This window comes from Vibrio sp. 1159, from assembly GCF_033340395.1.
Classification (GTDB): Bacteria; Pseudomonadota; Gammaproteobacteria; order Enterobacterales; family Vibrionaceae; genus Vibrio; species Vibrio alginolyticus.
This window is the reverse complement of sequence record NZ_JAWOWL010000020.1, coordinates 75,012-94,995: the sequence shown is the minus strand read 5'-3', so window position 1 is coordinate 94,995 and position 19,984 is coordinate 75,012. Positions and strand designations below refer to the sequence as shown.

Annotated in this window: 18 protein-coding genes and 2 pseudogenes; 14 read left to right on the top strand and 6 right to left on the bottom strand. The window is 43.5% G+C overall.

The window, feature by feature from the left end; translation table 11 throughout:
* Positions 1 to 147 precede the first annotated feature (147 nt).
* Both R7127_RS27075 and R7127_RS27070 read right to left on the bottom strand, forming a co-directional pair.
* Positions 148 to 391: pseudogene (locus R7127_RS27075) on the bottom strand (EAL domain-containing protein); the annotation flags it as partial.
* 71 nt (positions 392 to 462) lie between these two features.
* Positions 463 to 693 carry a hypothetical protein gene (locus tag R7127_RS27070; protein ID WP_224721257.1) on the bottom strand — a complete coding sequence of 77 codons (231 nt, stop codon included), beginning with the start codon at positions 691 to 693 and terminating at the stop codon, positions 463 to 465.
* A 468-nt stretch (positions 694 to 1,161) separates the two neighbouring features.
* Between R7127_RS27070 and R7127_RS16125 the strand changes: the two genes are divergently transcribed.
* Complete coding sequence (locus tag R7127_RS16125; protein WP_017821080.1) at positions 1,162 to 2,355, top strand: acetate/propionate family kinase; 1,194 nt, start codon at positions 1,162 to 1,164, stop codon at positions 2,353 to 2,355.
* A gap of 69 nt (positions 2,356 to 2,424) precedes the next feature.
* Here R7127_RS16125 and R7127_RS16120 read toward each other — a convergent pair whose 3' ends face one another.
* A complete protein-coding gene (locus R7127_RS16120) occupies positions 2,425 to 3,354 on the bottom strand; it encodes a LysR family transcriptional regulator (RefSeq protein WP_213879534.1) in 930 nt (309 codons plus the stop codon).
* 128 nt (positions 3,355 to 3,482) lie between these two features.
* Here R7127_RS16120 and R7127_RS16115 point away from each other — a divergent pair, with 128 nt between their 5' ends.
* From R7127_RS16115 to R7127_RS16100, 4 genes are all read left to right on the top strand, one after another.
* Positions 3,483 to 4,397, top strand: coding sequence for an alpha/beta hydrolase (locus R7127_RS16115; RefSeq protein WP_017821078.1), 915 nt, complete (start codon positions 3,483 to 3,485; stop codon positions 4,395 to 4,397).
* A gap of 72 nt (positions 4,398 to 4,469) precedes the next feature.
* The gene (locus tag R7127_RS16110; RefSeq protein WP_017635745.1) at positions 4,470 to 5,408 is read left to right on the top strand and encodes an alpha/beta hydrolase; all 939 of its coding nucleotides are present in this window, start codon (positions 4,470 to 4,472) and stop codon (positions 5,406 to 5,408) included.
* Between the two features lie 205 nt (positions 5,409 to 5,613).
* Positions 5,614 to 5,916: a hypothetical protein gene (locus R7127_RS16105; protein WP_005375707.1), complete on the top strand. Its 303-nt coding sequence runs from the start codon at positions 5,614 to 5,616 to the stop codon at positions 5,914 to 5,916.
* Positions 5,917 to 6,317: 401 nt separating this feature from the next.
* The gene (locus R7127_RS16100; RefSeq protein WP_062730946.1) at positions 6,318 to 7,337 is read left to right on the top strand and encodes an alpha/beta hydrolase family protein; all 1,020 of its coding nucleotides are present in this window, start codon (positions 6,318 to 6,320) and stop codon (positions 7,335 to 7,337) included.
* Positions 7,338 to 7,460: 123 nt separating this feature from the next.
* On the opposite strand, the gene R7127_RS16095 is transcribed toward R7127_RS16100, so the two are convergent.
* Positions 7,461 to 8,267 (bottom strand): sulfite exporter TauE/SafE family protein, encoded by an 807-nt coding sequence (locus R7127_RS16095; protein ID WP_062730947.1) that lies wholly within the window; start codon positions 8,265 to 8,267, stop codon positions 7,461 to 7,463.
* A 122-nt stretch (positions 8,268 to 8,389) separates the two neighbouring features.
* Here R7127_RS16095 and R7127_RS16090 point away from each other — a divergent pair, with 122 nt between their 5' ends.
* From R7127_RS16090 to R7127_RS16065, 6 genes and pseudogenes are all read left to right on the top strand, one after another.
* A complete protein-coding gene (locus R7127_RS16090; RefSeq protein WP_005375710.1) occupies positions 8,390 to 9,184 on the top strand; it encodes an AraC family transcriptional regulator in 795 nt (264 codons plus the stop codon).
* A gap of 339 nt (positions 9,185 to 9,523) precedes the next feature.
* Positions 9,524 to 10,190 (top strand): annotated as a pseudogene (locus R7127_RS16085) (DUF1826 domain-containing protein).
* 4 nt (positions 10,191 to 10,194) lie between these two features.
* Positions 10,195 to 10,665 carry a Fur family transcriptional regulator gene (locus R7127_RS16080; RefSeq protein WP_017821073.1) on the top strand — a complete coding sequence of 157 codons (471 nt, stop codon included), beginning with the start codon at positions 10,195 to 10,197 and terminating at the stop codon, positions 10,663 to 10,665.
* Between the two features lie 82 nt (positions 10,666 to 10,747).
* Entirely contained in the window at positions 10,748 to 12,082 is a 1,335-nt protein-coding gene (locus R7127_RS16075) for a dihydroorotase (protein WP_172563868.1), read from the top strand.
* Between the two features lie 44 nt (positions 12,083 to 12,126).
* Positions 12,127 to 12,687 (top strand): carbonate dehydratase, encoded by a 561-nt coding sequence (locus tag R7127_RS16070; protein WP_017821071.1) that lies wholly within the window; start codon positions 12,127 to 12,129, stop codon positions 12,685 to 12,687.
* Entirely contained in the window at positions 12,677 to 13,690 is a 1,014-nt protein-coding gene (locus tag R7127_RS16065) for a CobW family GTP-binding protein (RefSeq protein WP_005375717.1), read from the top strand. Before R7127_RS16070 ends, R7127_RS16065 begins: the two co-directional genes overlap by 11 nt.
* A gap of 207 nt (positions 13,691 to 13,897) precedes the next feature.
* Here the strand turns inward: R7127_RS16065 and R7127_RS16060 are convergent, their stop codons facing one another.
* On the bottom strand, positions 13,898 to 14,770 hold the full coding sequence (locus tag R7127_RS16060) for an aspartoacylase (RefSeq protein ID WP_318148459.1): 873 nt from the start codon (positions 14,768 to 14,770) through the stop codon (positions 13,898 to 13,900).
* Between the two features lie 147 nt (positions 14,771 to 14,917).
* Here R7127_RS16060 and R7127_RS16055 point away from each other — a divergent pair, with 147 nt between their 5' ends.
* Positions 14,918 to 16,177 carry a peptidoglycan DD-metalloendopeptidase family protein gene (locus R7127_RS16055; protein ID WP_318141800.1) on the top strand — a complete coding sequence of 420 codons (1,260 nt, stop codon included), beginning with the start codon at positions 14,918 to 14,920 and terminating at the stop codon, positions 16,175 to 16,177.
* A gap of 523 nt (positions 16,178 to 16,700) precedes the next feature.
* Entirely contained in the window at positions 16,701 to 17,915 is a 1,215-nt protein-coding gene (locus R7127_RS16045) for a CobW family GTP-binding protein (protein WP_025767655.1), read from the top strand.
* Between the two features lie 144 nt (positions 17,916 to 18,059).
* On the opposite strand, the gene zigA is transcribed toward R7127_RS16045, so the two are convergent.
* The gene (gene zigA, locus R7127_RS16040) at positions 18,060 to 19,259 is read right to left on the bottom strand and encodes a zinc metallochaperone GTPase ZigA (protein WP_033906943.1); all 1,200 of its coding nucleotides are present in this window, start codon (positions 19,257 to 19,259) and stop codon (positions 18,060 to 18,062) included.
* A 190-nt stretch (positions 19,260 to 19,449) separates the two neighbouring features.
* Between zigA and R7127_RS16035 the strand changes: the two genes are divergently transcribed.
* A complete protein-coding gene (locus tag R7127_RS16035) occupies positions 19,450 to 19,875 on the top strand; it encodes a TraR/DksA C4-type zinc finger protein (RefSeq protein ID WP_025767657.1) in 426 nt (141 codons plus the stop codon).
* Positions 19,876 to 19,984: the final 109 nt, after the last annotated feature.

Genomic DNA, 19,984 nt, shown 5'->3' with positions numbered 1-19,984 from the left:
GTGAGTTTAAAAGCGAGGGAGTAATCGCGCTGAGTTCTTTTAGTTGTTGATTTCATAACACTCTCCAATTTTGGGGGGAGAAAGTGTCAACCTTATTTAGGACGGCACACAAAAAGAATTGAAAGCCGAGCAAAGCGCTCGGCTTTTTTATGCGCGTCTAATACGGTTTTGCTTTTCATCGTGTTTGTTTACCCAACTTATTACTTCGTCTAAGGGCAGGGCAGAACAAGTAACCCTGAATGATGTCACAGCCTCGACTTCTCAAAAAATGCAGTGTGTCCATGTCTTGAACGCCTTCTGCTACGACCGAATACCCTAATCCATGTGCTAGCGCAATCGTGTTCTCAACGATAGAGCGGGAGCCTTCAGTGCGGCTTGCTGTGAAAAGAAATTAACCAGCTTACCTTGAAACGTATTATCAATCTTTCGACGTTTTTGAGGCTATCTCATAATTTGAATCAGTCATTGGCCTTCAGGTTGTGTCATGTCTTCGATAGACTCAAAGTAGTATTTACGATAAGGGAGCCCAGTAAGAGCGTCATGGACGGCATTGCGCTTCTCTCTTTCAGCAACAGTATGAAGCTTTAATATCGAATCGTTGCTCCACTTAATCACCAGCACGACAAAGATACTGCCGCCAAAAAGTATAAGAGAAACCCCCGTTTCTAAGAGAGAAGTAATAGGTTTTTGCATGATAGCGTGCAAAAAAACGGCATAAGCAAAAATGAAACAGCTGATTAACAATAATAGGAAAGTCCACCCGGTTACGTCAGTTTTCGAGCAGATGTTTTTTGTCATCTGCCATCCCCAGCAGAGCAAAATCAAACCTAAGATCACTAATAGAAATGCAATAGTGGGCACATTATTACCCCGATTTATTGATTGGTTTGTTATTTTTGTTCACCCAATAAACAACGTAGCTTATATATCTGACTTTGTACAAATTGACCTATTCATAAATTATGTTTAACAAGTGATATTTTTTAGTCTTCAAATAAAATCAAAACTTGCTACAGATCAACAAAATTTGTTCAATCAAATCGCTTTTACTAAAAGATTGTTGAAAGATTAAAAAATTATTGAATAATAGAGGGGCAAACAAGAAGTACGCAGCGCACAAGCGCTATTACAACCTCTGCTCTACAACAGGATAACTATTTCATGTCTAATTCGTTTGTACTGGTGATCAACTCTGGTAGCTCTTCATTAAAATTTGCTGTTATTGATTCTGAAACCGGTGAAGCTTTGGTATCAGGTATTGGTGAGTGTTTTGGCCTACCTGAAGCTGAAATCAGTTGGAAATATCAGGGAGAAAAAACCGTTGAAGCAATTCCAGCTGGCGGTAACCATCATCAGTACGCTGTTGAGCGAGTGGTAAAACTACTCGAAACTCTAGGTTTGAGCTCAAAATTTGTCGCTGTAGGCCATCGCATTGTCGCAGGCGGTGAAACCTTTAAAGGAACTGTGAAAGTTGATGAAACAGTTATTCAAGAAGTAGAGCGCCTTGCTGAACTTGCACCACTTCATAACAAAGCGAACGCTGAAGGCATGAGAGCGGCAATGGCGGCGTTCCCTTCACTGCCTCAATTTGCTGTATTCGACACTGCTTTCCACCAAACAATGCCAGCCAAAGCCTTTATGTACGCACTTCCTTACGAGCTTTACGAAGAGCATAAAGTGCGTCGTTACGGTGCTCATGGCACAAGCCACTACTACGTAAGCCGTGAAGCAGCGAAAATGCTAGATAAGCCGGTTGAAGAAAGCAGCTTTATCACTGTGCACTTAGGTAACGGTGCATCAGTGAGTGCGGTTAAAAATGGCGAATGTGTTGATACAAGTATGGGTTTGACGCCGTTAGCTGGCCTAATGATGGGCACTCGCTGTGGTGACCTCGACCCAAGTGTTATCGAGTTCCTTTTCCGTAAAGGCTGGGAAAAAGACGAAGTGTTCGAGATGATGAACAAGAAGTCAGGTTTCTTAGGTGTATCTGGTGTGACAAGTGATGCTCGTGGCGTACTAGAAGCAATGGAAGCGGGGAATTCACGTGCGAAGTTGGCATTTGAGATCTTCACTTACCGCGTTGCGAAATACATTACATCCTACCTCGCGGCTCTGGATTCATTAGACGGCATCATCTTCACTGGTGGTATTGGTGAAAACTCACTACCAATTCGTCGTGAAATCTTGAAAAACCTAAAACTGTTAGGTTTTGTTGAAGATCAGAAAGGTAACGAAGATGCAAGATTTGGTAACGCAGGTGTTATTGCAACATCTGAGTTGTTAGGTGCCAAAGCTCTTGTTATTCCTACTAACGAGGAATTTGTGATAGCCAAACAATCGGTTGAGCTATTGTAATATATAACGAAAACAGAAAGTTAAAAGCGAGCCTCGTGCTCGCTTTTTTTACTTAAAGCAATTTGACAATTACTCTTTGGGTTTCAGAGCTTCGCGCTTTTCGATTAAAAAATCCATCAAGACGCGGATTTTTTTCGGCATATGCTCTCGTGAAGGTATATACAAATAAAACCCTGGAAACTCTTTGCACCAAGGTGTCAGAACTCGGGTCAATCTTCCCTCATTTATGTGCTTTTCCACCCATAAATCAATATGCTTCACTAAACCCACACCCTGTATTGCAGCTTGTAACATACTATAGTCATCATTAAAAATAGCATTGCCTTTAGGCTCGAAAACTAGGGTGCGCTTTGCAACATCTGGAGAGGTTAGGGACCAATGATCAATTGTTCCGCTAGAGGTAAAACGATAAGCAAGGCAATTGTGACCTTCTAAATCCTCAGGAGTTTGAGGTAGTCCATTTTGCCTAAAGTATTCAGGAGAGCCCACTATTGCCGTTGTTAACGGCGGAGTAATAGGGACCGCAACCATATGTTCATCTAAGCTTAATCCTAAGCGAATGCCAGCGTCAACGCCTTCTGCGACGATGTTAGAAAACCCATCATCCATGATTAGCTCTAGGCGTATTTTAGGATAACGAGAGAGGAACTCACCTAGATAGGGCTCAATAAGCAGCCGAGCAGCGGTTCTTGATACACTGATACGGATTAATCCCGAAGGCTCAAGATGAGAGTCGTTCAACTCGTTAACGACCTGCTCAATGTTCATCAATGAAGGTTGCAAAATATCAAGCAGACGTTGGCCTTCTTCTGTCAGCGACATACTTCTGGTGGTTCGATTAATTAACCGAACTTGTAGCTGTTGTTCTAACGCTTTTAGGTGTTGTGATAAGGCAGCACGGGTTACCCCCATTTCTAAGGCTGCTTTAGTGAAACTGCGATGGCGAGCAATATGTGCAAACCACGTCAGTGATGAAATTAAAGAAGGTTCTATTCTCATTTGTTAAGTATAACTAAACAGTCATGTAGATAAAATGATATTTATCCGAAACAGTGTGTTGACTAATATTACCTCGAAGCTCAGGTCAGCCTGAGATGAACAGTTAACCTCTAATGGAGAATGTCGCTATGTCTAAAGTCACTTTCAAAAATCTCAATGGTCAAGGTATTGAGATTTCAGCGGTTATCAACTTCCCTACAGATTTTGATGCAAGTAAACAATATGCTGCAGTTGTTGTTTCACACCCAGGTGGTGGCGTAAAAGAGCAAACCGCAGGCCTATATGCGAGTAAACTTGCAAAAAGCGGCATAATTGCCATTGCGTTTGACCGTTCGTATCAAGGTGAAAGTACAGGTGAGCCTCGCCAAATGGAAAACCCTTACACGAGTACTGAAGACGTGAGCGCAGTCGTCGACTATCTGACAACGTTAGAGTACGTCGATAACGATAAAATTGGCGCAATGGGGATTTGTGCTGGTGCGGGCTATAGTGCAAATGCAGCGATCAATGATCGTCGAATCAAAGCACTGGGTATGGTTAGTGCCGTAAACATTGGCCAAATGTTCCGTAATGGTTGGGATAATTCGGTTAACGATGCTGACGCTGTTGGTTACTTAGAATTTGGTTCGAATGCTCGCACAACCGACACGAATGGTACAGAATTCGCGACTATTCCTCTAGCTCCGATGCGTGAAGAAGATGCCTCAAATGCAGAGCTACGCGAAGCTTGGGAGTATTACCACACACCACGTTGTGAACATCCAAATGCGCCGGGTTTTGCTCTAACTCGTAACTTAAACCAGATCATTACTTACGATGCGTACCACAAAGCGGAAGCATTCCTAACTCAGCCAATTCTTGCTGTCGTTGGTAGTGACGCAGGCAGCAAATGGATGAGTGATGACCTGATAGAGCGTGCAGCGAGTTCAGATAAAACCTTGTATGCCATTGATGGTGCAAACCATATGTCGCTTTATGATGTTGCCGAATACGTCGATGACGCAGTATCCCAACTCGCATCTTTCTTCCAACGCACTCTTTAATATTCCCGATGAAAGGCTCAATTGCTTCGAGCCTTTCTGCTCTCAAGGCTTTTTACTCTTAAGGTATTGATTATGAATATGCAAAAAATCACTTTTAGAAATGCTGATATGTCTTGGGATATGTCTGCATTAATTTTATTCCCAGAAGGCTTCAATGAATCGAAACGCTACCCAACAATGATAAGTGTTCATCCTTTTGGTAGTTGTAAAGAACAAACATCCAGCGCTGTCTATGGTAAAGCCCTTGCTGAGTTAGGTTACGTCGTGATCGCATTTGACGCGAGCTTCCAAGGAGAATCGGGAGGATTGCCTCGCTACGTAGAAGACCCAAGTCAACGTGTTGAAGATATCAGTCGCGTTATCGACTATGCAGTAACTTTACCATATGTCGATGAGAATAGAATTGGTGGACTCGGTATCTGCGGCGGTGGTGGTTACATGATCAATTCAGCCCTAACCGAAAAGCGCTTGAAAGCTGTCGTAGGTATTACGCCTGTTAACTTAGGCCGCTTGTTCCGTGAAGGCTTTAGTATGTACGACCCTATCGCCAATCTTGAAGCTATGGCTGCACAGAGAACAGCCGAAGCTCGCGGCTCAGAGCTGAAAATCGATGAACTTCTTCCTCCAAATATTGAATTTGCAAAAGAAAATGGATTAACAGAACGAGACGTGTTCGAAGCTACTGAATACTACAAAACATCACGTGGACAAACCGAAGGTGGTGCAACTCGTATGCTGTTTTCACATGCACAGAAAACACTGAGCTGGGATGCCTTTGCATTTGCCGAAACGTTATTGACTCAGCCTGTTATGGCCGTGGTAGGGCAAAAAGTCGGGGCGTTTGGTGCTTATCGTGATGGGCAGGAAATTTATGGCCGCTCTGTTCAATCAAAAGACCGACAGCTGGTTAATTTGGAAAATTGGTCTCACTATGAACTGTATGACCATCCAGAAGCAGTCGGCATTGCAATGGACAAGGTTTCTGCATTCCTTGAAACACACTTAAAATAATCTAATAAGTTAGAAGCGTTTTGTAGAGTTGCAAAGCGCTTATTTTTAACAGCGTAAGATGTAGTTCGAAGCGAGTAGGTCGGTAAATCTTCGTGCGAATAACCTCATCTACAGGCTATTGACTAAATACCACTGCCAAATACTGTTTAAGACAATGTAGACTGAGACCTAATTAAAGGCGTTAGATAGGAAGGCAGTTTAATTCATGCGCAAATCAGATAAGAAGGTCGAGAATCTAATTAGAGAAGTGTTGACCGAAGTTTGTGAAGATACGCTAAAAGGCTACGATGGCTTTCTTTGGGTGACTCATACCGTCAAATTCTCTTCTTTTCCACAAAGTTTAGAAATAGTCTGTGTATTCGAAACGAAGCAAGATCGAGCTAACTTTTTTGAAGGAGAGGGCCGCCAGCATGTTTCCACAACTATTCAAAAGGCATTTAATAAGGTAGGAGTGCAACTAAAGAACGTCAGTAAGCAAATCAGTTACGATACAAAACAAAAGCATTAGCGCAGGCAGCAATGGTCCGTAATAAAATGGTGCTTGGCTACCTTGCTATAAAAATGCAAAGGGCACTGGATGGGCAATGAAGCTTCAGCTCACTTAGATATACATCGGTGTAACTATGAGTTATGGAGTTATGGATTGTGAATACGGTTGGTTTTCTAATGTTGCCTTAAGAGGCCATGATTAGTCGTTTACAATGAGTAAAGTACAAACTTCTGCATGGTGGATATCCGCAGAAAATTATTGAAAAGAAAGGCTCTAGCTGGAGCGGTCTATCATTTTCTTTGGGTTACCTCGACTATGAATAGCTTAATTGCTATGTTTCGCAAAATATATGGAGAATCTCCTGCGCGTTATTTTTCTAGATGCCGTGCAGAATAATGTGTTGACCGGCTGAGGGAAAAATGAAAACCAAAATAATAATGTCGTTTCTACTCGCTACATTGTGTGTCAGTGCCAGCGCCAGTACGAATGAGCCGAAATACCATTCTGCGCTAACAATCAAAACGGGATTCAGTGAAGACAGAGATAAGCCAGTAGAAGTCTATTATTGGTATCCCACAACGAACGAAAAAAACAATTTCACGTTTGGTAGGGGGAACATTTTTAAATCAGTCGAAACGCAGTTAGATGCCCCTTTAGCAAGTGGAAAATTTCCCGTTGTGCTTTTGTCGCAGGGCGGAACACGGTCAGCGTTTTCCCACAGTGGTTGGATAGCCTCGAGCCTGGCGCAACAAGGTTATGTCGTTGTGGTACCAAAGCCTCCTGCACCGAACGAAATCAATGCAGAAATGGCTGTCGATGAAATCACATTCAGAACCAGTGATTTGGTGCTTGGGCTGAACGAATTAAGTTCGGTCGGGATACTGTCCGGAGGCGTAGATACTGATGCAGTGCAGGGGGTCGGCTTTTTTCTGGGCGGCACATCTATGCTGATGCTCTCCGGAGCGCAAATAAGCCCGGAGAAATATCGAACATCGTGTCACAACGCCACCAATGTAGACTGTCATTGGTTACGTGAAAATAACGTTGATATTACCAGCATCCCGGATCAAAAATTTCCCCGATTTCAGTCTGAAAACAAACTGAAATCGGTCGTCGTTATCAACCCTGAGCTAACGAAAACTTTTGTCCCTGAAACTCTGGCCTTGATGAACAATGCTATCACCGTGGTGGCGCTCTCTGATCGGCTATATCCCGCACTGACACCAGCCGAATCACTTGTTGCTCTTCCCAATGTAACATTTCAAGAGATCCCCAGTGCGAGTCAGTTTAGTGCGTTCGCAGAATGTACTGAGCGTGGCATTAAAATTCTCGCATCAGAAGGGGAGGAAGCACTTTGCCAGGAGCGTGACGAGGTTTCCAGAAAGGACAATCATCAGCACATTTTGGATGTAATTCTGGCCAGGTTAACAAAGTCATAAGAGTGCAACAATGAGGAGCTTTCTTACACATTGTGTGCTTGGACCAGCAAAGCGAGAAGTAAGTTTTTGCAGGCTTATCCTTTCACCATAGTGCAAGGCCTACTAGTGACCGTGTTATTTGCTCTAACTAAGTACTTGTACCAACATTTTGAAACTTAGAAGAACACACAAAATACCAACGATTTTCTTAAGAACTTTATTTGGGAAATACTCTGCACAACGCACGCCGAGGCTAGTAGTTAAGTAGCTACTAATGGAGAAGCTGAGCATTGCAGGAAGGTATATGTATCCTAAGACTAAGTTGTTCCAATCTGTATTTTCCCATCCGTTTAACATGTAACCGAGGCTTCCTGACAGCGCGATAGGGAAACCTATCGCAGCAGAGGTTCCAATAGCACGTTTTACTTCAAAATTTTGCTGGACAAGATAGGGGATGATCAACCCCGCACCGCTTATAGAGACAAGTGCTGATACAGAGCCAATGACCGAGCCTACAGTGATATTACCGATAGCCCCATGTGGGTTAGGGTTGTACTCATTTTCAGTGTTGAGAAACATCTTATAAGCAACATACAACATGAATACGCTGAAAAAGCCTGCCAGATAGACTCCTTGTAGATACGATGCTACGAATGTGGCGCAAAATGTTCCGACTAGAACTCCGCTCAACATTTTTACTACCATTGTCGAGTCTACATTCTCTTTTTTGTAGTGAGCGCGCATGCTGCCCAATGTTGTAACAATCATCGAAGCCATTGATGTCCCCAACGCAAGATGCACTACTTCCGTATCAGCTATTCCCTGTAGTGAAAATAGAAACGCAAAAATAGGGACGGCCATTCCACCACCACCCACACCAACGAGTCCTGCGAGAAAGCCAATGCCCAAGCCTGCCGTAATGTAATAGATAATAAAGATAGGTTCGTTCATGATGGTTCTGCCTTCGATAAAATGGTCGTTGCTAAAATGTTACTCGAACGCTAACTTGCTATGGTAACGTTAAGAGGACAGAAAATAATGAATAATGGCCAAAATGGAATTGAGTAAATAAAGTGACAAACTCTGATTACAGCGAATGGAAAAATGGCGCCGCACTGATCGTTAAGGAGTGGCAGCATGAAAGGAGCGACTTCAACCATTTGGATCAACGGCCACATAATTGGCACAGTCATCATCGAGGCCAGTTACTGTGTATAGATGAAGGGCTAATTCAGGTCAAAACCGATGAAGGAACGTGGATACTACCACCTCACCGAGCTGGTTGGATCCCCCCGGGTGCGATGCACAGTGTTTATTTTTGTGGTTCTCTGAAAGGTCGTTCATTACTGTTTACTCCAGAGAGTTGTGAGCGGTTTCCAATGAGACCTTGTGTTATCCAAATGAGCGATGTGTTGAAAGCCCTATCGGTTAGAGCATCGATATGGAGCAAAACAGACGATCTATCCATACAGTCTTTACGTATTCTTGCCGTAATATCCGATGAAATCGTCAATAGCCCTCATGAGTCACTCCACATCCCGCTGCCCAGAGATCCGAGACTGCAAAAAGTTACTCAAGCAATTTTAATAGACCCAAACAGCAAACATTCTGTGGAGCATTGGGCCAATATTGGGGCTGTCTCATCTCGGACGTTAAGACGATTGATTCGAAGTGAGTTAAACATGAGTTTTAATGAATGGCGGCAACAAGTACTGCTAATACATTCATTAGAAATGATAGCTCGAGGGGAATCTGTAGGAGCGGTTGCACATGCTTTGGGTTATTCGACGCCCAGCAACTTTATCGCGATGTTTCGTCGGGTCTATGGCGATTCACCTACGCGTTACTTTTCTAATCGCGGAATATAATTTCCGTGCTCGCATGCTCATGATGTTCCCCTAATTATTTTTAATCAAAAAAGGTAAATATTGAAAAGATTAATTGTTATGTTATAACATTGCTTTGTTTGGGGCTCTACAATTTGTTGTTTAAAGAATTGATCTCACAACCAGTAGTCTCCTATTGAGAGAGAGTAAACGTTGATTTCTTCACAAGCGTTGTCTGACTTGACTCTACATGGGGTGGGACTGTGTCAATATGTCCGTGAACTAGAGCGAAATCGTAACGATTACTAGGTCTCATAGCCCTAGAAAATCAACGTTATTAAAACCTTTACCTGACCTTTTTAACGCTTGGGAGGAAGATATATGAGCATTGATGTAGTTGAGAACCCGCTTCGTGTCCAAACAACATCATCGTTGGCGATATCGACATCAGCGAACATACTTAGCGACATCTACAAACCAGAGCACAATATTGCCATATGGCAGCGAACGCTCTCGAAAGAGTTGACGAAGGACATTAATCTGATGCTGGCACAGGAGCCTAGATTGGCACTGGTACAAAGTGTCACGCCAGATGATGCTGCACAATGGGTACAGCAAGTTAAAGGGCTATGCGTGTGCTGATGCGCTGAGTGAAGATGTTGCTTTAATCGTCGATATGTTCTGCTGTTTGTTTGAGGTTAAAGAAGCAGGTTTGAGGCTAACTCGCCTAGACAGCCCGATGTGCCCGAAATTTCACTTTGATCGTGTGCCTTGCAGACTTGTCATAACTTATACCGGCCGAGCGACCGAATGGTTAACCAACGATACCATTGATCGCACTAAACTCGGTGCCGGTAGTCTTGGTCAACCTGATCACCTATCGGGCTTATACGACTCTGAAAGTGCCATACGACGAATGCAGCCTGGCGATGTTGCCCTGCTCAAAGGAAGTGGTTGGGAAGGCAATGAAGCCACTGGACTTATACATCGCTCTCCACATGTTGCAGACAATGAACGTCGCTTACTACTCACATTGGATTTCATCTAGAGATATGAGAAAGCTCAAAACGGTAGATGACGTCATGAAGCAGGTAGAGAAAATCTGCCTGCTGCGAGGTAAACAACTCACTACTAAACGGAAATTGATACTGACTTCACTGCTATATGCGGAGAAGCCGCTTTCTGCCTACGAACTAGTTGACTACTGCAATCACAACTTTTCTCAAAACATTCAAGCGATGTCGGTTTATCGAATACTCGATTTCCTTGAAGCAGAGCACTTTGTCCATAAGCTCAATACATCTAGTAAATACGTCGTTTGTTCTCAAATCGCGTGCGATCAGGAGCATGGCGTTCCACAGTTTTTGATTTGCTCTCAGTGTGGAAAGGTTAGTGAAATAGCGGTTGAAGCCAATGTTATTTCTAGCGTATGTGCGAAAGCCATACAAGAAGGCTTCACCGTTCTTAGCCCACAATTTGAGATTTCCTGTGTTTGCGATGAATGCGCAAACCGCCCCCTATGAGGCAGACACACGATCTCCCCTTATAGCTTCACAAGGTGACCGAGTATTGGCCACCTTTTCAAATTATCTAAAAGAATGAATTATGTCAGCAACATTGATTAAAAACGCTCGGGTGGTCAACGAAAGAGCCATTACCGAAACAGATTTACGTATTGTTGATCAAAGAATTGACAAGATTGCTACTAATATATCCGTACAACACGGAGATATTGTAATTGATGCTAAAGGGGCTTACTTACTGCCAGGCATGATTGACGATCAAGTGCATTTCCGAGAACCTGGGCTGACACATAAAGGCACAATTGCAAGTGAGTCGCGGGCAGCGGTGGCCGGCGGTATTACAAGCTACATGGAAATGCCCAATGTTAGTCCGGCTACAACGACTATTGACTCGTTAGAGCGCAAGTTCGCTCTCGCTAAAGAAAGCTCGTTTGCGAATTATTCTTTCTACCTCGGTGCAACCGAAGACAATCTTGAACAGATTAAACAACTTAACCCCAAACAACATTGTGGTGTGAAAGTATTTATGGGGGCATCAACAGGAAATTTGTTAGTCGAAGATCCGCAAGCGTTAGAGTCAATTTTTCGTGACTCTCCAGTACTCATTGTTACTCATTGTGAAAGTGGGACTGTTATTAAACAAAACCAGCAAAAGCAAAGGCTTAAGAAGCCAGGTTTCACTATCGAAGACCATCCCATTTTGCGTGACGAAGAGGCCTGTTACGCTTCATCTTCTTATGCGGTAGAACTTGCCAAAAAGTATCACAGCCAACTGCATGTGCTGCACATCACAACGGCGAAGGAGCTAGCACTTTTTGACGAGGGAGACATTCGAGACAAATCAATCACCGCGGAGGCTTGTGTTCACCATCTTTGGTTCAGCAACAAAGATTATGGCGCTCTTGGTAACTTGATCAAATGTAATCCTTCAATCAAGTTTCCTAGTGACCGCGATGCGTTGTTAAAAGCGTTAAATACGGGGCAAATAGATATCATTGCAACAGACCACGCTCCTCACACTTGGCAAGAAAAACAAGTGCCTTACGAGCAGGCTCCAGCCGGACTGCCGTTAGTTCAGCATGCGTTACTTACTCTCTTCGAGCATGTCCGTTTAGGTCATATGAGTTTGACTCAAGTAGTCGAAAAAACTGCGCACAACTCGGCCATTCGCTATGGCATTCAAGGCCGAGGTTTTATCCGTGAAGGTTACTACGCCGATTTGGTGTTGGTTGATGCTCATACCCCAACACGAGTTAGCAACGAAAACAGTTTATATCATTGTGGTTGGTCGCCTTTTGCTGGACATGAATTTTCAGCTCAAATTCAAAAGACTTGGGTCAATGGCGCGCTAGTTTATGACAATAACAAAGTCATCGATAAACCAGCTGGAGCGATGCGTTTATCCTTCAATCGTTAAGTCGCTGACCGTAAAAAAAGAGCCATAAACAAACTGGAAGCATTATGTTAAGAAGAAACCCAACGGGCCATATGCCACAGGTGTCCTCAACAGCCTTTATCGATCCAACCGCTATTATCTGTGGCAAAGTCATTATTGAGGATAACGTTTTTATTGGACCCTATGCTGTTATTCGAGCTGACGAAGTTAATAACCATGGAGACATGGAAGCTATCGTCATCAAACGTGACACCAATATCCAAGATGGTGTCGTAATTCACTCTAAGGCAGGGGCTGCGGTGACCATTGGTGAGCGCTCATCCATTGCTCATCGTTCGATTATTCATGGTCCTTGCCAGGTTTGTGATGATGTTTTCATTGGCTTCAACTCCGTCGTGTTCAATAGCGTCATCGGTGAGAGGTGTGTTATTCGTCATAACTGTGTCGTCGATGGCCTCGATTTACCCGCTTATTTCCATGTACCACCGATGACCAATATTGGTGTCGGTTTTGATTTAGAGAGTATCTCTAAAGTGCCGCCAGAATATTCAGCTTTTTCCGAATCCGTCGTTTCTGCCAACCATGAACTAGTCCAAGGCTACCGGAGAATTGCCAATGAACTTTAATAAGCCACTGATTTCGCGAGTGCCGACTAACATCATCACTGGCTTTCTCGGGGTGGGGAAAACATCGGCAATAATGCACTTATTGACCCATAAACCGAGTCATGAACGTTGGGCTGTATTGGTCAATGAATTTGGCGAAGTTGGTATTGATGGCAGCTTGTTACAAGGCCAAAAAAAACAACAAGACCAAGTGTTTATTCGAGAGGTCCCCGGGGGATGTATGTGCTGTGCAGCAGGTCTTCCGATGCAAATCGCTTTAAATCAATTATTGTCTGAAGCAAGGCCAGATCGATTGTTGATTGAGCCTACAGGTCTTGGTCATCCTAAAGAAGTACTGCAAGTGCTATCGACCGAGTATTATCGTCAAATTCTCGCTTTGCAAAAAAACATTACTTTAGTCGATGCACGTAAACTATCGGATCCTAAGTACACTGAGCATGAAACGTTTAACCAGCAAATCACTATCGCAGATACAGTGGTAGGTAATAAGCGCGATCTCTATCAAGATGAAGATGAGCAAAAGCTGACGGCTTATATAGCAAAGCTCGGTCTGCGGGAAACAAAAGTGATTTTCGCTGAACATGGCGCTATCCCTTTTCATGAATGTGGGGGAGCGACTCGTATTGACGTGCAAAAAACGCCCTCTGTTCTTTATCGTGAAAGAGAGAAAAAGTCACTTGTTCCTGAGTTGCCTATGCCTGAGAGCGGCATTCTAAAAGCAACCAATCAGGGGGAAGGTTTCTACAGTATCGGTTGGCGTATATCCGCTGAAAACGTGTTCGATCATCAAAAGCTGAGATTATTGCTGCTCGACCTCAAGGTCGAACGAATGAAAGCGGTTTTTATCACGGGAAGCGGTATTTTTGGTTACAATCTAACATCAGATGGACTCACAGAGTTTGAACTAGACGAGTGTTCAGAAAGCCGCCTAGAACTGATCTCTTCCGGTCTAGATGACCAATTTGAAGATAGATTATTTCGATGTTTGGAGAAGGCATCATGATAGAAAAGAGAAAACTCTCCTTTTAACCATAATGTCTTACCTCCTTAAAATTCTAGTGGGGTTTCTTTTAAAGCTGCGCTTAAGGCACTTATGCTGCCGTATTAGGGTGGAGTTAGTACCCGTATTTTCTGCCTATGCGGCTCAGGCACAGTTTTATTCATGGGGTGAGGTATCCACGTTACACGTGGCCTAATTACTTGCTTTAAGTTACACGGGAGAAACACGTCTTTTTTTAGCGAGGGCCATTGCTATATTTGCGGTACTGTAGGCGCTCTCATTGATAAAGTGCGGGTAAATTTCCCCTTTGCCATTCCAATGGATATCATAACCAGCGAAAGTCGCTAATAAAGGTGCTCCTGGTTTGACCGCCTCAAAATCTCTGCCACAAATAGTAGGGTGTACTAGTGCTTGCCGCATACCCTCTTGATCAAGTGGAACCCTGATTTCTTCGGTGTAAAAAAACGCCTCATAATCGCTCAGTAAGCCTATTTGGTTGAGGTTGTGCTTTTCAACATAGTCCAATACTGCGGTAAGCATCTGTTTCATCAACTCCAACGTACTGTACTCTAGGGCACCATGTGCTTGCGCCCCGACCTCAATCATTATTCCATATTGCCCAGCAGTACAAAGGTAAGGTTGCTCTTGCCATTCTTTTCGCTCTTCGAAAAGGATATGTGCTGATGGCATTCGTTGTTTGACGTACGCGCCCAGTTTCCGATAAAAAACATCGTTAGAAAGCAAAATCAACGTCGCTCCCATATTGCTTGTTGTATTGTGCAGGTCAACAATCAACAGTTTTTCTTGGTTTGCATATTTCTCGATAAATTGATGTGTAATCTTGCTTTCATGCAAATCAGGACAATGATTGCTATTCATTGCTGAGAACTCGCGATTTAAGTCTGTATCGATGTATCGGACGTTGTGTTTTACTGCTTCGGAGTTTGCGATGATCGAGCAGGCTGAAAAGGTTGATCTATTGACAGAGTAACGTTTTTCTTTGATTAGTTTATGTAAATAAATACCAGAAAGTTCGTTTCCGTGTGTTCCTGCAACGATAAGTGCTGAATTGAATGTGTTCATTATTGAGCCTTCTCAAAGAGAATGGGTTGAATGACTGGTCTTCTCTTAGCCAATCCAGTGAACTGAATAAACGTTTACTAAACTGAGTAAAAATAATCCTAGATATGTTATAACATAACAATCGTTATTATTGATACTTAGTTTCTCATGAGTCAGTTTAAATTTATTGCTTTAATCGTTGCTGTGTTTTGTTTTTCGGTCGCTTTGCTTCTACCTACAGAGGATGAGCCAAATCAAGATAGTCACAGCGTTCAACTGAATCAAAGCAGTGATTCGTCACCACCTCCATCATCAAAGATAGTGGTTCCCTCAGATGTCAGTTTGACTCCGTTGCCTAAACCTAAACAAATACACTATATAGTTAAAGTGGGAGATACGCTCAGTGGTATCTTCGCTCAATTGGGTCTCCCTTACGGTATTTTGCAGCAAATTCTCTCAGTTGATCTTGATCACCTGCAGCTAGATATGATTAAGCCCGGAGAAGAGCTTGAATTAGTGATGGATGACATGGGGCAATTGAGTCGACTAATTTATCATATGAGCCTTGTAGAGAAGGCTATCTACACTAGAGAAAACGATGGCTCCTTCTCTTACGAATTTCAGGAAATTTCAGGGGAATGGCGTGAAACCTTATTTTCGGGAGAAATCAAAGGGAGTTTTTCAGTCTCGGCACATCGAGTAGGATTGGCATCAGGCCACGTCGCAAATATTACGCAGGTGATGAAAGATAAGATTGATTTTGCGCGACCTCTTAGAGCCGGTGACCGTTTCGATATATTAGTGAAACAGCAATATTTAGGTGAACACAAAACTGGCAATAGTGAGATTAAGGCTATTTCTTTTAACTTAGCGAGGGGCGAAGTCGCTGCATTTCTAGCCGAGGATGGACGGTTCTATGATAGAGCTGGTAACAGTTTGGAGCGAGCGTTTAACCGTTATCCTGTCGATAGGGCATACCGCCGAATCACCTCTGGGTTTAACCCCAAGCGTAAACACCCAGTGACGGGAAGAGTCACCCCGCATAACGGAACGGACTTCGCGACACCAATCGGTGCGCCAGTTTATTCTACTGGGGATGGAAAAGTAATTGCGGTCCGCAAGCACCCTTATGCCGGTAATTATTTAGTGATTGAACATAACAGTGTGTACAAAACTCGTTACCTACACTTGAATAAAATCTTGGTTAAAAAAGGTCAAGTTATAAAGCGTGGGCAAAAAATAGCCCTCTCTGGGAATACTGGTCGTTCAACCGGACCACATTTACATTTTGAAGTTTTAGTTCGTAATCGTCCGGTTGATGCAATGAAAGCCGACTTACCTATCGCGAAGTCGCTTCCTAACATCCAGAAACCTTCATTTTTGGCGCGAGTATCAGAGTTTGATTATCTAGTAGAAACGAAAAACTGAGTCCCGACAATTTGTTAGGGCTCAGTTATGCTATTTTGTGTTGTGAGGTTGGAGCAATAGGTGAGTGTCAATATGTGTTCCTAGAAGAATAATGACTGCGATTTTTTCTTTTACGTGTGCCCACATCCGCAACATCGGACGCTTTGCAACAACCTCCGCCTTTGATCGGCCTACGTGAAAACATCACACCAATTGCGAGCATCGCAATACAACTTAGGAAAATAAGAACGGTAAGAACTAAAGTCATAACACCACCTCCTATAAATCGCTGTATTGTCATCTTTCTCCAATTTTATAAACAAAGCAATGGTCGTTTTGTAACCACTTATTATTTTTATCAATAGTCAGACCTTTGCTTGTGATGAAACGTGATGAGAAACGAAGGAGAGTTCTGAGAAATCAGCCCCTGTGATCTTTACCGATTCTTAAGTTTTGCGTCTAAGACAGCAATTGGATTCCTTCTATAACTCACTAAGTTGTTATGTTATAACATGCGTTCATCCAGAGTTTGTAGGTCAAAAGTATGCCATCAATTCCAGTCACCATTTTGCATGGGTTTCTCGGGTCCGGGAAAACCACGTTTTTACGCAACATTCTTCAACAAGCCGATTCTTCTGGTATTGATCTGTCCGTTATTGTTAATGACATGAGTGAGTTAGACGTCGATGGCGTGCTTATCTTAAATACCGATGCGGTGAGTGAAGAGCAGGGCAACTTTGTTACGATCAGTGGAGACAGCATCAGCAGCCTGAGTGGTGTAAAGCAGCTCGATAAAGCCCTTAAAAAGCTCTGCGCAGAAAAATCGCCAGAATGGGTTGTGATTGAAACGTCGGGCAGTAGTCATCCTTTACCTTTGGTCGAGTACTTCAAAAGTAACGCACAATTCGCACTCAAAGACGTAATTACGTTGGTGGATGCGACTTGGTTGCGAGATGACTATCGACAAGGTTCTGCCTTAATCCCTAAGTGGCAGGAGAACGTGCAGCAGGGTGTTCGCGGCGTTGAAAACTTGTTGGTAGAGCAAATCATGTTCTCAAACCGTATCATGCTCACCAAGACGGACAAAGTGGACGACAATACCGTTCGCAACATCGCACAGGCGATTCACCCGCTTAATGTTTACACCGAGATAATCAAAACGTCATGGGGAAACTTGGATATCCGCATGTCGAAAGGTGAGCAAGACTACAATTTCTTCCTTGTTGAGCAGCTAATCGCAGAACTTCGTGAGACGGTGAATGAGCCGTTGAATCTCTCTGATAAAGACGAACAAAGCCTTGTCGCCAAAGTGATCAAAGACGATCGGCCTTTTCATCCTGCGCGTTTGTGGAATACCTGCCATCAGTATTTAACTAAAGGTGTGTTCCGTAGTAAAGGGTTCTTTTGGTTCCCAACTCGAGACGATGTTTCACTGCTTTGGAGTCAAGCAAACGGCAACGTGGGGCTTGAAATTACAGGCTTTTGGCGTGCTTCGATAATCAATGACGAATCGCAAAACTTCACTGAAGAGCATCGTCAAATCCTGCAAGATAAGATAGACAGTGTTGAAAGCCGCTTTGGTGATCGTCGTTGTCGCTTAACGGTGATTGGGCAAGAAAACGAAATCGATGTGTTTATTGATGCGCTGGAAAACTGCTTTTTAACGGATGCGGAACTGGAGCAATGGCAACAAGGGGCAACATTTGAAGATCCTTGGCCAAAGAAAATAGCTAAGTTGAGTCAGAAGAAGACGCTTTGAATGCACTGGTGAGGATTCCCTCGCTGCATGTTTGCTCGGGTTGTTTCGAGAACGGACTTACTGAATTGGCTCGGTATACCAAAATTGGCTCTGTGTAACGAGAAAGCCTCCCGAATGGTGGGAGGTTTTTTGTATCTCAGTCGTTTACTGTTCCCATTCAGGGAAAGGGTCTTCCAGAGATAACCAATAGTCGAGCCCTTGCTCCATCTCAACTTCTGTTAACAAGCATTCGTTGAGACGAGCAATCAGCTTCTCTTGCTCTAATCCCTGACCAATAAACACCAATTCTTGTCGCATATCGCCGTATGGTTCTTGCCAAATGTCGTTTATAGCATCGAGGTAATCTTGATCCGTCGGCCATTCCTCCTTCGGAATCGCTTTCCAAAACATACCCGCAACACCATAACGTGCGATGCCTCCCGCTTGGCTCCATTGACCGACAAACTCTGGTCTGGTTGCTAGCCAAAAATAACCCTTGGAACGAATTAGTTTGCCGTAATCTTTCGCATTGTGGAGGAAGTCGTAAAACTTCTCTGGATGGAAAGGGCGTCTCGCATGATAGGCAAAGCTGGAAATGCCGTATTCTTCGGTTTCAGGTATGTGCTCGCCTCGCATTTCCTTCAACCAACCTGGGGCTTGTTGTGCCTTTTCAAAACTGAAGCTTTGTGTGTCGAGTACCGCATCAAGTTCTACTTCACCATTCGAGATAGGAAGAATAGTGGCCGATGTATTGAGAGTTTTAAGAATAGCAAGAAGCCTTTCGATTTCTGATTTCTCAGCGAGGTCGGTTTTACTTATCAAGATAACGTCAGCGAACTCTACTTGATCAACGAGCAAGTCGGCGACGCTGCGTTCATCGTCTTCACCTAAGGATTCGGCTGTTTCTGTTAAGAACTTAGCTTCATCGTAATCACGCAGAAAGTTAATCGCATCAACTACTGTAACCATGGTGTCTAAACGTGCAACGTCTGAAAGTGAGAGCCCGTTTTCATCGGCAAAAGTAAAAGTCTCTGCAACGGGGAGTGGCTCGGCGATGCCAGTGGACTCGATAACTAAGTAATCGAATCTGCCTTCTTGCGCGAGTTTAGTAACTTCTTCAAGTAGATCCTCACGCAGGGTACAACAGATGCAGCCGTTACTCATTTCAACCAACTTTTCTTCACTGTGGTTGAGAGAAACTTCATTCTGAACGGTCGCTGCGTCGATGTTGACTTCGCTCATGTCGTTGACGATGACCGCCACTTTTCTGCCTTGTCTATTGTTAAGAATATGACTTAAAACGGTTGTTTTTCCTGCGCCTAGAAAGCCGGACAAAACCGTAACAGGGAGTTTCTGGGTGTTCATGCTCATGCTCTTTATAGTGTAATGTTATAATATAACAATTAATATAGTCGGTGATCTTAACTCTGGCATCAAGCAGTTTGTGACTGTGTCGAGTACTGCACCTTATTGGCGCATTCATTCGTCGTTAAGTTATACAGATTCAGATGTACGGAATTTAGAGAGCGAACTCTTATCTCGGTGTGGAGGTTCTATGAACGAAGAGAAAAAGCATGTCATGACAGAAGAAGAAATTCTTGCAGCGCCCGAGGCGGATTATATGAATGAAGCTCAGCTCGCATTTTTTGAAAACCGATTATTTGAGCTTTATGAATCGACGTTAGCGCATATTGAACGCGCGAAAGAAGAGATGATTGCGCCAATGGAATTCAGTGACGAAAGCGATAGGGCGTCCAGTGAGGAGCAATCTGCAATCGCATTAAGAATCATAGATAGAGAGCAAAAGCTGTTACCTAAGATTCAACGATCGTTGGCTCGCTTGCGCGCAGGGGAGTATGGCTATTGTTTAGAGTCCGGAGAACCTATCGGCATTCCAAGGTTATTGGCACGACCTACTGCTGAATATAGTGCAGAAGTAAAAGCTCAAATGGAGTCAAAAGAGCACTGGTATAAACACTAAAGCCTCACTATCTTATGACGTCGATATTCTTCTCGTTCACTTGTTTTTTTTGATGTTCTCTGAGAAGTCTAAAGCGATGGCGACTACCGTTAGGTATGGTAGTCATTAC

What these genes read in the sequence shown, in the direction of transcription:
- R7127_RS27070 (WP_224721257.1), bottom strand. Translation starts at nt 693, where the DNA reads ATGCAAAAACCTATTACTTCTCTCTTAGAAACGGGGGTTTCTCTTATA.
- R7127_RS16125 (WP_017821080.1), top strand. Translation starts at nt 1,162, where the DNA reads ATGTCTAATTCGTTTGTACTGGTGATCAACTCTGGTAGCTCTTCATTA.
- R7127_RS16120 (WP_213879534.1), bottom strand. Translation starts at nt 3,354, where the DNA reads ATGAGAATAGAACCTTCTTTAATTTCATCACTGACGTGGTTTGCACAT.
- R7127_RS16115 (WP_017821078.1), top strand. Translation starts at nt 3,483, where the DNA reads ATGTCTAAAGTCACTTTCAAAAATCTCAATGGTCAAGGTATTGAGATT.
- R7127_RS16110 (WP_017635745.1), top strand. Translation starts at nt 4,470, where the DNA reads ATGAATATGCAAAAAATCACTTTTAGAAATGCTGATATGTCTTGGGAT.
- R7127_RS16105 (WP_005375707.1), top strand. Translation starts at nt 5,614, where the DNA reads ATGCGCAAATCAGATAAGAAGGTCGAGAATCTAATTAGAGAAGTGTTG.
- R7127_RS16100 (WP_062730946.1), top strand. Translation starts at nt 6,318, where the DNA reads ATGAAAACCAAAATAATAATGTCGTTTCTACTCGCTACATTGTGTGTC.
- R7127_RS16095 (WP_062730947.1), bottom strand. Translation starts at nt 8,267, where the DNA reads ATGAACGAACCTATCTTTATTATCTATTACATTACGGCAGGCTTGGGC.
- R7127_RS16080 (WP_017821073.1), top strand. Translation starts at nt 10,195, where the DNA reads ATGAGAAAGCTCAAAACGGTAGATGACGTCATGAAGCAGGTAGAGAAA.
- R7127_RS16075 (WP_172563868.1), top strand. Translation starts at nt 10,748, where the DNA reads ATGTCAGCAACATTGATTAAAAACGCTCGGGTGGTCAACGAAAGAGCC.
- R7127_RS16070 (WP_017821071.1), top strand. Translation starts at nt 12,127, where the DNA reads ATGTTAAGAAGAAACCCAACGGGCCATATGCCACAGGTGTCCTCAACA.
- R7127_RS16065 (WP_005375717.1), top strand. Translation starts at nt 12,677, where the DNA reads ATGAACTTTAATAAGCCACTGATTTCGCGAGTGCCGACTAACATCATC.
- R7127_RS16060 (WP_318148459.1), bottom strand. Translation starts at nt 14,770, where the DNA reads ATGAACACATTCAATTCAGCACTTATCGTTGCAGGAACACACGGAAAC.
- R7127_RS16055 (WP_318141800.1), top strand. Translation starts at nt 14,918, where the DNA reads ATGAGTCAGTTTAAATTTATTGCTTTAATCGTTGCTGTGTTTTGTTTT.
- R7127_RS16045 (WP_025767655.1), top strand. Translation starts at nt 16,701, where the DNA reads ATGCCATCAATTCCAGTCACCATTTTGCATGGGTTTCTCGGGTCCGGG.
- zigA (WP_033906943.1), bottom strand. Translation starts at nt 19,259, where the DNA reads ATGAACACCCAGAAACTCCCTGTTACGGTTTTGTCCGGCTTTCTAGGC.
- R7127_RS16035 (WP_025767657.1), top strand. Translation starts at nt 19,450, where the DNA reads ATGAACGAAGAGAAAAAGCATGTCATGACAGAAGAAGAAATTCTTGCA.